Annotated in this window: 13 protein-coding genes and 1 pseudogene; 8 read left to right on the top strand and 6 right to left on the bottom strand. The window is 54.0% G+C overall.

Annotated elements, in window-relative coordinates; all coding sequences use genetic code 11:
• Positions 1-58: 58 nt before the first annotated feature.
• Positions 59-463, bottom strand: a complete 405-nt coding sequence (gene tolA / locus PGR09_RS17320; protein WP_430916347.1) for a cell envelope integrity protein TolA — start codon at positions 461-463, stop codon at positions 59-61.
• Positions 464-580: 117 nt separating this feature from the next.
• Positions 581-940 (bottom strand): annotated as a pseudogene (locus PGR09_RS17315) (helix-turn-helix domain-containing protein).
• Between the two features lie 332 nt (positions 941-1,272).
• Here PGR09_RS17315 and PGR09_RS17310 point away from each other — a divergent pair.
• Together PGR09_RS17310 and oqxB are read left to right on the top strand one after the other, a co-directional pair.
• Positions 1,273-2,448, top strand: coding sequence for an efflux RND transporter periplasmic adaptor subunit (locus PGR09_RS17310; protein ID WP_047046812.1), 1,176 nt, complete (start codon positions 1,273-1,275; stop codon positions 2,446-2,448).
• Between the two features lie 23 nt (positions 2,449-2,471).
• A complete protein-coding gene (oqxB, locus tag PGR09_RS17305; protein ID WP_045393776.1) occupies positions 2,472-5,624 on the top strand; it encodes a multidrug efflux RND transporter permease subunit OqxB in 3,153 nt (1,050 codons plus the stop codon).
• Between the two features lie 64 nt (positions 5,625-5,688).
• Here the strand turns inward: oqxB and PGR09_RS17300 are convergent, their stop codons facing one another.
• Both PGR09_RS17300 and PGR09_RS17295 read right to left on the bottom strand, forming a co-directional pair.
• Positions 5,689-6,168 carry an RrF2 family transcriptional regulator gene (locus tag PGR09_RS17300; RefSeq protein ID WP_045393779.1) on the bottom strand — a complete coding sequence of 160 codons (480 nt, stop codon included), beginning with the start codon at positions 6,166-6,168 and terminating at the stop codon, positions 5,689-5,691.
• A 104-nt stretch (positions 6,169-6,272) separates the two neighbouring features.
• Positions 6,273-7,166 (bottom strand): oxidoreductase, encoded by an 894-nt coding sequence (locus tag PGR09_RS17295; RefSeq protein WP_413540661.1) that lies wholly within the window; start codon positions 7,164-7,166, stop codon positions 6,273-6,275.
• Between the two features lie 168 nt (positions 7,167-7,334).
• Between PGR09_RS17295 and PGR09_RS17290 the strand changes: the two genes are divergently transcribed.
• A complete protein-coding gene (locus PGR09_RS17290; RefSeq protein ID WP_045375123.1) occupies positions 7,335-7,817 on the top strand; it encodes a cold-shock protein in 483 nt (160 codons plus the stop codon).
• Between the two features lie 50 nt (positions 7,818-7,867).
• Complete coding sequence (locus PGR09_RS17285) at positions 7,868-8,407, top strand: DUF2058 domain-containing protein (protein ID WP_015367123.1); 540 nt, start codon at positions 7,868-7,870, stop codon at positions 8,405-8,407.
• 106 nt (positions 8,408-8,513) lie between these two features.
• Here the strand turns inward: PGR09_RS17285 and PGR09_RS17280 are convergent, their stop codons facing one another.
• Positions 8,514-8,672: a hypothetical protein gene (locus PGR09_RS17280; protein ID WP_155960940.1), complete on the bottom strand. Its 159-nt coding sequence runs from the start codon at positions 8,670-8,672 to the stop codon at positions 8,514-8,516.
• Positions 8,673-8,706: 34 nt separating this feature from the next.
• Between PGR09_RS17280 and PGR09_RS17275 the strand changes: the two genes are divergently transcribed.
• The 4 genes from PGR09_RS17275 to PGR09_RS17260 all read left to right on the top strand — a co-directional run bounded on the left by PGR09_RS17275 (position 8,707) and on the right by PGR09_RS17260 (position 11,637).
• Positions 8,707-8,964 carry a YjhX family toxin gene (locus tag PGR09_RS17275; RefSeq protein ID WP_015705074.1) on the top strand — a complete coding sequence of 86 codons (258 nt, stop codon included), beginning with the start codon at positions 8,707-8,709 and terminating at the stop codon, positions 8,962-8,964.
• A gap of 10 nt (positions 8,965-8,974) precedes the next feature.
• Complete coding sequence (locus PGR09_RS17270; RefSeq protein ID WP_315710056.1) at positions 8,975-9,733, top strand: SAM-dependent methyltransferase; 759 nt, start codon at positions 8,975-8,977, stop codon at positions 9,731-9,733.
• A 154-nt stretch (positions 9,734-9,887) separates the two neighbouring features.
• Positions 9,888-10,913, top strand: a complete 1,026-nt coding sequence (locus PGR09_RS17265; RefSeq protein WP_045393782.1) for an LLM class flavin-dependent oxidoreductase — start codon at positions 9,888-9,890, stop codon at positions 10,911-10,913.
• A 160-nt stretch (positions 10,914-11,073) separates the two neighbouring features.
• Positions 11,074-11,637: a YagU family protein gene (locus PGR09_RS17260; RefSeq protein WP_045393784.1), complete on the top strand. Its 564-nt coding sequence runs from the start codon at positions 11,074-11,076 to the stop codon at positions 11,635-11,637.
• 81 nt (positions 11,638-11,718) lie between these two features.
• Here the strand turns inward: PGR09_RS17260 and ychF are convergent, their stop codons facing one another.
• Positions 11,719-12,810, bottom strand: a complete 1,092-nt coding sequence (gene ychF, locus PGR09_RS17255; protein WP_047066495.1) for a redox-regulated ATPase YchF — start codon at positions 12,808-12,810, stop codon at positions 11,719-11,721.
• Positions 12,811-12,910: the final 100 nt, after the last annotated feature.

The raw sequence follows: 12,910 nt of genomic DNA, 5'->3' as shown, positions 1-12,910 counted from the left end.
AATATACTACGGATGACGGCCGGTTGAATGCCGTATTGCTGGTAATAAAGCGCTGGTCTTATGCTTTAAAATCAATACTGGTATTTTTAAACGTCTGATAAGCGTCATCATCCGGCGCGGCAGGAATGTCAGCTTGCTTAAATGCTGATATCACCGCATGACACAGTTGTTCATCACCTTTTTCCGCACTGATGGAACTCACGGCGCCATCACGCTGCAGCGACAAACGAACCCGACAGCTTTGCCCGGAATATTCCGCGGAATCAGGCATTTTGGCCTTGACGGCGCTCATTATCTGATACGCGTAGGTAGCCCGACTCGATGGCTTCGCCGAAGGGGAGCTGGCGAACAGATCGTCGACTTCGGTGGCGCTCGCCGCCGCGTGCGACGTGGGCTGAGGATGATGACAGCCTGCCAGCAGTAAAGGGAACAATAACAACACCACCGGTGATTTGTTCAGCATGGTAACGCGTCCTTGTTTGTTTGGTATGGACCAATCATAACGGTAGGTCCAACGCCCTGATAGCTGCTAAACATAGGTGCTTCTACCGTTCGCTCACCGATTTCCTGGGGCCGATTATCACGACGGTAAGCGCAGTGGTGGCGTTTGGGAGCCGGAGACGCTTCGTCGCCAGGCGCCGGGCGCCTGACCATACTGGCGTTTGAAGCTGCGGTTAAAGGATTGCTGGGAGTCGAAACCCAGTGCGATTGCCACGTTTAAAATGGGCTCGTCGCTGTTGGCTAAGCGTTCGACCGACCTTTGCAGCTTATGCATGCGAATATACTCAGCGAGAGGTTAACCGGTGTGCTCCTTGAAGATCCGCTGCAGGTGCCATTTCGAATAGCCCGCTCGCCTGGCAACGGTCTCAATATCCAGACGGCTCTCGAGATTGTTGTCGATCCAATCCAGTAGGTCGTGAATAACCGCAGCAGTGTTCATTTTGTTGCCCCCATGCAGAAAATAAAAGTACCTTTTACAATTGCATTTAAAGGTGGCCCGTTTGGGGATTAATTGCAAGTTTTATTGTTGCATTTAATGCCGTGTCGGGAATAGGCCTTTTTTTCGACCTAAGAATAGCACATAAAGTGCAACAATTATTCTTGCACTTAGTTAAGCGCCTTCCTACAATCGCCGCGATAGTGTATTCGCAACTGTTACAGTTTTGTGGCGATGAACGACACAAATGGCCTCAAGCCTGCCCGGACAAAGGAAGTGGCGCGGCGTCTCCCGCAGCGTCTTGTCCGGCGGCGATAATTACCGGAATAAAAATAATGAGCCTGCAAAAAACCTGGGGAAAACGTCATCTGACAGCAGTAGGTATGGTGCTACTCTCGGCGCTGCTCGTCGGCTGCGATGAAGGCGTCGCGCAAAACGCCGCGCCGCAAGCTCCCGCCGTCAGCGCCGCTGACGTGGTGGTGAAATCTATTAGCCAGTGGGATAGTTTTAATGGTCGGATTGAAGCGGTGGAAAGCGTGCAGCTACGACCACGCGTCTCTGGCTATATTGATAAAGTGAATTACACCGACGGTCAGGAGGTGAAGAAGGGGGAGGTGTTATTCACCATTGACGATCGAACCTATCGTGCCGCGCTGGAACAGGCGCAGGCGAATCTGGCAAGAGCCAAAACACAAGCTAACCTGGCGCGAAGTGAAGCAAACCGCACCGATAAATTAATCAATACCAATCTGGTTTCCCGTGAAGAGTGGGAGCAGCGCCGCTCCGCCGCCGTTCAGGCGCAAGCGGATATTCGCGCCGCCCAGGCGGCGGTTGATGCCGCACAGCTTAATCTGGATTTCACCAAAGTGACCGCGCCCATCGACGGCCGCGCCAGCCGCGCGTTGATCACCAGCGGTAATCTGGTCACCGCTGGCGATACCGCCAGCGTGCTCACCACGCTGGTGTCGCAAAAAACGGTTTATGTCTACTTTGACGTGGATGAGTCGACCTATCTTCACTACCAAAATCTTGCCCGTAGCGGGCAAGGGGCCTCCAGCAGTCACCAGGCATTACCGGTTGAGATCGGCCTTGTGGGCGAAGAGGGCTACCCTCATCAGGGTAAAGTGGATTTTCTGGATAATCAGTTAACGCCGAGCACCGGTACGATCCGCATGCGCGCGCTGCTGGACAACTCGCAGCGTCTGTTCACGCCAGGGCTCTTTGCCCGCGTCCGCTTGCCGGGCAGCGCTGAATTCAAAGCCACGCTTATCGACGACAAAGCGGTACTGACCGATCAGGACCGTAAATATGTCTATATCGTTGATAAAGAAGGAAAAGCTCAGCGTCGTGATATTACGCCAGGGCGGCTGGCTGCCGGTTTACGTATCGTCAAACAGGGGCTGAACCCAGGCGACAAAGTTATCGTCGATGGCTTACAAAAAGTGTTTATGCCGGGAATGCCGGTTAACGCGAAGACCGTCGCCATGACCACCAGCGCCGCACTTAACTGATCCCTTTTCTGAGAATCCGATCTATGGACTTTTCCCGCTTTTTTATCGACAGACCGATTTTTGCCGCCGTGCTGTCGATTTTGATTTTTATTACCGGCTTGATCGCCATTCCGCTATTGCCGGTCAGCGAATATCCTGACGTCGTACCGCCCAGCGTGCAGGTGCGGGCGGAATATCCCGGCGCCAACCCGAAAGTGATTGCGGAGACCGTGGCGACGCCATTGGAAGAAGCCATCAACGGCGTCGAAAATATGATGTACATGAAATCCGTCGCAGGCTCTGACGGCGTACTGGTAACTACCGTCACTTTCCGTCCGGGAACCGACCCCGATCAGGCGCAGGTTCAGGTGCAAAACCGGGTATCACAGGCCGAGGCGCGTCTGCCGGAAGATGTGCGGCGTTTAGGTATCACCACCCAGAAGCAATCGCCAACGCTGACGCTGGTGGTGCATCTGTTTTCGCCCGGCGGTAAGTACGATTCCCTGTATATGCGTAACTACGCCACGTTGAAAGTCAAAGATGAACTCGCGCGTCTGCCCGGCGTCGGCCAGATCCAGATATTTGGCTCGGGCGAATATGCGATGCGCATCTGGCTGGATCCCAATAAGGTTGCGGCGCGCGGGTTAACCGCATCGGATGTGGTGACGGCGATGCAGGAGCAAAACGTGCAGGTTTCCGCCGGTCAGCTGGGCGCCGAGCCGCTGCCGAAAGAGAGCGATTTTTTGATCTCTATTAACGCTCAGGGGCGTCTGCATACGGAAGACGAGTTTGGCAATATTATTCTGAAAACGGCGCAAGACGGTTCGCTGGTGCGCCTGCGCGACGTGGCGCGTATCGAAATGGGCTCGGGTAGTTATGCGTTACGTTCCCAGCTTAACAATAAAGATGCGGTGGGGATTGGTATTTTCCAGTCGCCGGGGGCGAATGCTATCGATTTGTCTAACGCCGTACGCGCGAAAATGAACGAACTCTCCACCCGTTTCCCGGAAGATATGAAATGGGCGGCGCCTTACGATCCGACCGTGTTTGTGCGCGATTCCATTCGCGCCGTGGTGCAAACGCTATTGGAAGCGGTGGTGTTGGTGGTGCTGGTGGTGATTTTGTTCCTGCAGACGTGGCGTGCGTCGATTATTCCGCTGATCGCGGTGCCGGTATCGGTGGTGGGCACCTTCAGCATTCTTTATCTGCTGGGCTTTTCGCTGAATACCCTCAGTCTGTTCGGGCTGGTACTGGCGATCGGTATCGTCGTGGATGATGCCATCGTGGTGGTGGAAAACGTCGAACGAAACATCGAAGAGGGGCTGGCTCCGCTAGCGGCGGCGCACCAGGCGATGCGCGAAGTCTCCGGGCCGATTATCGCTATCGCGCTGGTGTTGTGCGCGGTATTTGTGCCGATGGCATTCCTCTCCGGAGTGACGGGGCAGTTTTACAAGCAGTTTGCGGTGACGATTGCGATATCGACGGTGATCTCCGCCATCAACTCGCTGACGCTCTCGCCGGCGCTGGCGGCGCTGCTGTTAAAACCGCACGGCGCGGCGAAAGACTTCCCGACCCGGCTTATCGATCGCTTGTTCGGCTGGATTTTCCGTCCGTTTAACCGTTTTTTCCATCGTAGCTCAAATGGCTATCAGGGGCTGGTGGGCAAAACGCTCGGCCGACGCGGCGCGGTGTTTGTGGTCTACGTCCTGCTGCTCTGCGCCGCTGGCGTGATGTTTAAAGTCGTACCCGGCGGGTTTATTCCGACGCAGGATAAACTGTATTTAATTGGCGGCGTGAAAATGCCGGAAGGTTCTTCGCTTGCGCGTACCGACGCCGTGATTCGTAAAATGAGCGAAATCGGGATGAATACCGAAGGCGTGGATTATGCGGTCGCTTTTCCCGGTCTTAATGCGCTGCAGTTCACCAATACGCCGAATACCGGTACGGTCTTTTTTGGTCTGAAACCGTTCGACCAGCGTAAACACACCGCTGCGGAAATTAACGCCGAGATTAACGCCAAAATCGCGCAAATTCAGCAGGGCTTTGGTTTCTCGATTCTGCCGCCGCCGATTTTAGGACTGGGTCAGGGTTCCGGCTATTCGTTGTATATTCAGGATCGCGCCGGTCTGGGTTATGGCGCGTTGCAAAACGCGGTGAACGCGATGTCGGGTTCAATTATGCAGACGCCGGGAATGCATTTCCCGATCTCTACCTACCAGGCGAACGTGCCGCAGTTGGATGTGCAGGTCGATCGTGATAAAGCGAAAGCGCAGGGCGTGTCGTTGACCGACCTTTTCGGTACGCTGCAAACCTATCTGGGGTCATCGTATGTGAATGACTTTAACCAGTTTGGGCGTACCTGGCGCGTAATGGCGCAGGCCGATGGGCCGTTCCGCGACAGCGTGGAAGATATTGCTAATTTACGCACCCGCAATAATCAGGGCGAAATGGTGCCGATTGGCAGTATGGTGAATATTAATACCACCTACGGGCCGGATCCGGTGATTCGCTACAATGGCTATCCGGCGGCGGATTTGATTGGCGATGCCGATCCCCGCGTGCTCTCGTCCACGCAGGCGATGACGCAGCTGGCAGACATGTCTAAGCAGATACTGCCGAACGGCATGAATATTGAGTGGACGGATCTCAGCTTCCAGCAGGCTACGCAGGGCAATACGGCGCTGATCGTCTTCCCGGTCGCGGTTCTGCTGGCGTTCCTGGTGCTGGCGGCGCTGTATGAAAGCTGGACGCTACCGCTGGCGGTGATCCTTATCGTCCCGATGACCATGCTCTCCGCGCTGTTTGGCGTCTGGCTGACCGGTGGCGACAATAACGTATTTGTGCAGGTGGGGCTGGTGGTGCTGATGGGGCTGGCGTGTAAAAACGCGATTCTGATTGTCGAGTTTGCCCGCGAACTGGAAATTCAGGGTAAAGGGATCATGGAAGCGGCGCTGGAAGCCTGTCGCCTGCGTTTACGCCCGATTATCATGACCTCGATTGCCTTTATTGCCGGGACGATCCCGCTGATTCTTGGCCACGGCGCGGGGGCGGAAGTGCGCGGCGTCACCGGGATCACGGTATTCTCCGGTATGCTCGGCGTGACGCTGTTTGGTTTGTTCCTGACGCCGGTGTTTTACGTGACGCTGCGAAAACTGGTGACGCGTGGCAAACAGGCAAGGGACGTCTTGCCCGCGTAGGTCGCTGCTAATAACAAAAAACCGCCTTTTCGTTTAAGGCGGTTTTTTTTCGCAACAAGAAAAGTTAATGCGCTTCTTTATAGCGGGCAGTCAGCTCAGGCAACGGATCGCAGCCGCTGGTATCGGCTTTTTTGACCTCTTCCAGGGCGCTTGCCACGGTGTGGCGAGCTAACACCGCGAGCGACGCCTGCTCGGCTTCATCGGCTACGGACTTAAAGTACCAGCAGGCGTTGGCGCTGACCACGCAGCGAGCCGGGACCTCAGGGCGGGACGCCCACAGTTTTTTATCTTCAATAACGGAAAGATAGATATCACGCAGCGTGATTTGGTCGGCAGGGCGGCCAAGATGAATAGAGCCGTTGCGGCCAAGCGTGGAGACGATGATGCCGTCGCGGGTGAGCGGAACCATGAGTTTACGGATAAAGCTCGGGTTGGCTTCCAGGCCGTAGGCCAGAATCGCACTCGTCGAACGTTCACCCAATTGCTCCGCCATCGCTACGCTGAGAACCATCTGCAAAGCTGTCGGGAAGCGGTAATCTAACATTTTCTTATCCTGGGTTGCGGTGAATCTTGTTCTTTTTGGCACCGCAGAGGTAAATAATCAGTGAGTAACACTATAACAAATACGGTAATTTTTTTGAAGCAATCTTAGCCAGGTCCCTCGCTTGCGGCCGCCAGCAGCGGCACGACGACATCGCTGATGGGGGTGGCAACGCCTTGCGTTCGGCCATAGCGCTGGATGACGCCGTTGCGGATGTCCCATTCCAGCGGACGATTAGCCTGACGGTCGGCAAGTATCGAGGTGCTTAAATCCGCCGGCGCCTGATGAAACCCATCAACAATTTCCTGCGGCACGCTATCGGCGAGTTTCGCCCCTGCGGCGCGCGCCACCGCCAGACATTCGTGCAAATAGGCCAGCGCCAGCCCGGTGATGTCCTGGCGCGAAAACATCCCGGCGCGGCGATTCGCCAGCACCATCAGGCCAGCGACGGCATTTTGCAATAGTTTCCGCCACGCGACCGATGTGAAATCTGCCGTCAACTCAACCGCGCAACGGGTTCCGTCGAGAACCTCGACTATTTTCTTCGCTTGCGGCGTATCGGGTAGCGTCAGGCGCGGTTTGGCGCGTAACCATACCGACGCATCCGCCTCTCGTTGTGCCGGAAACCAGACGACCGAGGGCAACACCTTTGCGCCGTTAACATAGGGGTCAAGCAGGCTTTCCTGTTCAACGCCGTTCTGTAGCGCGCAGACCACCGTGTTTTCATCGCACAGCGCGTTAAGCCAGCCCGCGCAATCCGCTACCTGGGTGGTTTTCACCGCCACAAATAGCAGTTCAACAGGGCGTTCCAGCGCATGCGGATCGGTCAATACCGGCCCAGGAATGATCGTTTCGCCGTCATCCCGGCGTAAGATCAACCGCTGATGCGCGGTGCGCCCGCAGAGCACCGGTTTGCGGCCCGCTTCATGCAGTACGGCGGCAATGGTCGTGCCGATAGCGCCAGGACCTAGCAACGCGACTGAGGCAAGATTAGACATCATGCATTCTCCTGATTGAACCGTACTCATTAATGAATCAAATTTTCGGCAAAAGCCAGGATCAATTGTCGATATCGGGCAACACTTAGAGCAAAGGCATGGTCTACGCTGGCATTGTGCTTTAAACTGCGCGCAGCAAAATTGAGTAGATAAACGATTAATCAGGCGGTAATGGCGATGAACGGTACGATCACAACGTGGTTTAAAGATAAAGGTTTCGGATTTATCAAAGATGAAAATGGCGATAACCGCTATTTTCACGTGATTAAGGTCGCCAATCCGGATCTGATTAAGAAAGACGCGGCGGTCACGTTTGAACCCACGACCAATAATAAAGGTTTATCGGCTTACGCGGTGAAAGTCATCCCGGAAAGCAAACATCTGTATATTGCCGGTGAGCGCCTGAAGCTGACCTCAATTAAGTCTTACCTGGTCTACAGTGAGGAAGTGCCGGCCGATACGCGTATCGACAAGGAAAATGCGGTGCTCTCCGTGGGACTGCTGATGAACAGCATCAAGCCGAAAGCGAGCGTGAAGCCGGGCGAAATGCGCACGCTGAAAAAGCTGGCGATCACTACCTTTCAGGGCACGACGCTCATCTTCTCTGAAGATGAAATCGACATCGACGCCACGGTGAAGCTCCTTAAAGTCTGACCCTGATTTACCGTATCCGAAGCAGAATTCCAACGATTGTAGAAACGACGATGACAAAACTTACCTTACAAGAACAGATGCTGAAAGCGGGTCTGGTCACCAGTAAAAAGATGGCTAAAGTTCAGAGAACGGCGAAAAAGTCACGTGTTCAGGCGCGTGAAGCCCGCGAGGCCGTAGAAGAAAACAAAAAAGCCCAGCTTGAGCGCGATAAGCAGCTCAGCGAACAGCAAAAGCAAGCGGCTTTAGCAAAAGAGTATAAAGCGCAGGTTAAGCAGCTGATTGAAATGAACCGAATCACGATTGCGAAAGGCCATATCGCTTTTAACTTTACGGATAATAATCTCATCAAAAACATTGATGTGGATAAAACCACCCAGGCGCAGCTCATTAGCGGCCGTCTGGCGATTGCCCGCCTTGCTGTTGATAATAACGGTAAATATGAATACGCGATTATTCCCGCCAGCGTGGCGGATAAAATCGCCCAGCGCGACGCCGAAAGTATTGTGTTGAACAGCGCCCTGAGCCAGGAAGCCGAGGACGAAGACGATCCGTATGCTGACTTTAAAGTACCTGATGATTTGATGTGGTAATCAGGGCCAGTAGGCTGATGCTATTTATTGTGCGCCTATCGTCATGGGGCGGGGGCGCAATTTCAGATATCGATCACAATTTTCCCGTTTATAAATATCCTTTCTGTCACTGGATGTTATCATCCGGCTGGTAAATACCTTTCAACTCTACCGAGGCTTTGATGCTGGAGAATGTAATCATCTGATAATCAGTTTGCCGACCTTTCAGGCCGGGCTGGTTATCAATGCGCTGAAATCGAATGCGGGCACCGCTGCGTGTTTGCACGTTTTGCACATGATGATTAAACAGGTTTTCCAGTATGAATTTATCCCGTCAGGAACAGCGTACCTTACACGTTCTCGCGAAAGGCGGACGTATTGCGCACATTCGCGACACCTCAGGCCGCGTCATCGCCGTAGAGTGCTATAGCCGCGAAGGCCTACTGCTCAGCGACTGTACGCTCGCCGTCTTCAAAAAACTCCGCACTAAAAAACTGATTAAATCCGTTAACGGCCAGCCGTACCGCATCAACACCAGCGGGCTGAATAACGTTCGCGCCCAGCCGGATAACCGCTAAGGAGAGTGATATGACCACAACTATCGATATCCCACGTATCTTTACCATCAGCGAAAGTGAACATCGTATCCATAACCCCTTCACGGCGGAAAAATATGCCACGCTTGGCCGCGTACTTCGCCTGCAGGCGGGGGCGCAAATCCTCGACCTTGGCAGCGGTTCTGGTGAAATGCTCTGCACCTGGGCGCGGGATCATGCTATCGGTGGTCTGGGCATTGATATGAGCCCATTGTTTACCGCACAGGCTAAACAACGCGCCGCAGCGCTTGGCGTCAGCGATCGCGTCACTTTTATCCATAGCGATGCGGCAGGTTACGTCGCCGAACGGCAATACGATGTGGCGGCCTGTATTGGCGCGACGTGGATCGCCGGCGGCGTCGCCGGAACCGTGGCGCAGTTAGCCCGCAGCCTTAAGCCTGGCGGTATGCTACTTATCGGGGAGCCCTGGTGGCGTAAGGTCCCCGCGACAGAAGAAGAAGCGCGTGCCTGCGGTGTTTCTGCGGTGGCTGATTTGTTGCCGCTTCCGGCGCTGGTCGCCTCTTTTGGCGAACTGGGCTATGACATCGTTGAAATGGTGCTGGCTGACCGCGAGGGGTGGGACCGTTATGAAGCCGCTAAATGGCTGACCATGCGCCGTTGGCTGCAGGCCCACTCCGAGGATGAATTTGCGCTTGAGGTCCGTGCGCAGCTCAATGCCGCGCCGCTTCGCCATGTCACCTATACCCGGGAATATTTTGGCTGGGGCGTATTTGCGCTAATGCAGAAATAGCGATCGTTATATTTGGTCAATTTATTTGAACTATTCTGTTAAATAAACGCCATTTATACATTTTGGCTAAGGGGTAGAGTAGGGGAACCACAAGCAGACGCGGAATAGTATCTCCGCGTCTGCTGAATGTTTTGCCAAATCAGGGGCTATCCTCATGAAAAAGATCGGATTTTTGTCATTTGGCCACTGGACGCCATCGCCGCAGTCGGCGACCCGTTCTGCTGCCGACACGCTCTTACAATCCATCGATCTGGCCGTTGCCGCCGAAGAGTTAGGTGCGGATGGCGCCTATTTTCGGGTTCACCATTTTGCCCGTCAGCTCAGTTCACCGTTCCCGCTGCTGGCCGCTATCGGCGCGAAAACTAAAAAGATTGAGATTGGCACCGGCGTTATCGATATGCGCTATGAAAACCCGCTATATATGGCGGAGGATGCTGGCGCTGCGGATTTGATCTCGGGAGGGCGTTTGCAGCTTGGCATCAGCCGCGGTTCACCGGAACAGGTGATTGATGGCTGGCGTCATTTTGGTTTTCAACCACAGGATGGCGAGTCCGACGCTGACATGGCGCGGCGCCATACTGAGGTGCTGTTGGACGTGCTGCGCGGCGAAGGTTTCGCGAAACCCAATCCGCAACCCATGTTTCCCAACCCGCCGGGATTGCTACGTCTTGAGCCGTACTCCGCAGGATTACGCGAACGTATCTGGTGGGGCGCGGGCTCTAATGCTACGGCGATGTGGGCGGCGAAGCTCGGCATGAACTTGCAAAGCTCGACGCTGAAAGATGATGAGACGGGCGAACCATTCCATATCCAACAGGCGAAACAGATCCGCGCCTATCGTCAGGCCTGGACGGAAGCGGGGCACACGCGTACGCCGCGGGTATCGGTCAGTCGAAGTATCTTTGCCCTGATGGACGATCGCGACCGGATGTATTTCGGCTCCAGCCGGGATAATAGCGACAGTATTGGTTTTCTTGATGAGAAAACCCGCGCCATTTTCGGCCGCAGCTATGCCGCTGAACCCGATAAGCTCGTCGAGCAACTGAAACAGGATGAAGCGATCGCGGAAGCCGATACCCTATTGCTGACCGTACCGAATCAGCTGGGCGTGGATTATAACGTTCATGTGATTGAGTCTATTCTGAAGCACGTTGCGCCAGCAATGGGATGGCGTGATTAAAAGAATGCCTCGCGGGGCATTAATTGATGCTCCGCGATGATATAAAAGTATTAGCTTTGTTTATCTTTTGAACAAAAAGTGTGATCTTGATCAAGCCATACCCGCGCAGACTTAAAGAATATTGCAATGCTGTAACAATATTATTCATGGCGAGGGATTTATGGCAATTAAGGATTTTTTTGTACAGACTGCACCTGGTCGGCGTCGTTATGGCGTCGCCTTATTGGTTGGGGTTATTGCCGGAATTATGTCGGCATTCGTTAAGTGGGGGGCGGAAGTGCCTCTGCCGCCGCGAACATTTTCCGGCGGGCGTGATGAATTCAACCCTCCTTATCTCTTTCTACGCGACTATCTTGGTATTGACCCAACGCATACCGTTTACACCTTTTCTGAGCATATCATCAACCCGGTGATGGTCACGCATATCATCTTCTCGTTGGTGTTTGCGATTGGCTATTGCGTGGTGGCGGAGATATTCCCAAAAGTTAAATTATGGCAGGGCGTGTGGGCCGGCATTGTCGCCACCATTGCGGTTCACTGGATATCTTTCCCGCTATTAGGACTTACGCCGTCGTTATTCAATATTCCGGCTGATGAATATATTTCCGAACTGCTTGGCCATATTTTTTGGTTCTGGGCAATTGAGATGATTCGTCGCGATCTGCGTAACCGAATTACCCATGAGCCTGACGCAGAAATTCCTTTAGATGCGCCGTTCAGATAATTTAAAGCCTCGCGAGTGATAAAACTCGCGAGGCTTTAAAATGAAAAATCCGCGCCGGGGCGCGGATTTTATCGGCAGGGATTAGACGTTGAACAAGAAGTTCATCACGTCGCCATCTTTAACGATGTAGTCTTTGCCTTCCGCACGCATTTTACCGGCTTCTTTCGCGCCTTGTTCACCTTTGTAAGCAATGAAGTCTTCATAGGCGATGGTCTGGGCGCGGATAAAGCCTTTTTCGAAGTCGGTGTGGATTTTACCGGCAGCCTGCGGCGCGGTCGCGCCAACCGGAATGGTCCATGCGCGAACTTCTTTCACGCCGGCGGTGAAGTAGGTCTGCAGGTTCAGCAGAGCGTAGCCTGCGCGGATCACGCGGTTCAGGCCCGGCTCTTCCAGGCCCAGCTCGGCCATAAACTCGTCGCGCTCTTCGTCGTCCAGTTCGGCAATGTCGGATTCAACGGCAGCGCAAACCGGAACTACTACGGAACCTTCTTGCTCAGCGATAGCGCGAACCTGGTCGAGATACGGGTTATTTTCAAAACCGTCTTCGTTAACGTTAGCGATATACATGGTTGGCTTCAGGGTCAGGAAGCTCAGATAGCGGATGGCGTCTTTCTCTTCTTTGCTCAGATCCAGCGCGCGCAGCATGCCCGCTTTTTCCAGCTGCGGCAGGCATTTTTCCAGCGCGGCCAGCTCAACCTTAGCGTCTTTATCGCCGCCTTTGGCTTTCTTGGACACGCGGTGGATAGCGCGTTCGCAGGTATCGAGGTCAGACAGCGCCAGCTCGGTGTTGATAACGTCAATATCTTCCGCCGGATCGACTTTACCCGCGACGTGGATAATGTTGTCGTTTTCAAAGCAACGCACTACGTGGCCGATGGCTTCGGTTTCACGGATATTGGTCAGGAACTGGTTGCCCAGACCTTCGCCTTTGGACGCGCCTTTAACCAGACCGGCGATATCTACGAATTCCATGGTCGTCGGCAGGATACGCTGCGGCTTGACGATCTCAGCCAGTTTGTCCAGACGCGGATCGGGCATCGGTACGACACCGGTGTTCGGCTCAATGGTACAGAACGGGAAGTTGGCCGCTTCAATACCTGCTTTGGTGAGCGCATTGAACAGGGTGGATTTGCCGACGTTGGGCAAACCGACGATACCGCATTTGAATCCCATGATTTAAATCACCTTAATCTTTGGATAATCAGTCAGTTATGAATAACAGACTGTAGAAAAGTAAATAGCTTTGCCTATTATACACGGTGTGCGGCAAAAA

Source organism: Klebsiella sp. 141251 (assembly GCF_050600725.1).
Taxonomy (GTDB): domain Bacteria; phylum Pseudomonadota; class Gammaproteobacteria; order Enterobacterales; family Enterobacteriaceae; genus Klebsiella; species Klebsiella aerogenes.
The sequence above is the reverse complement of the archived record's forward strand: the minus strand, read 5'-3'. Positions and strand labels throughout refer to the sequence as shown.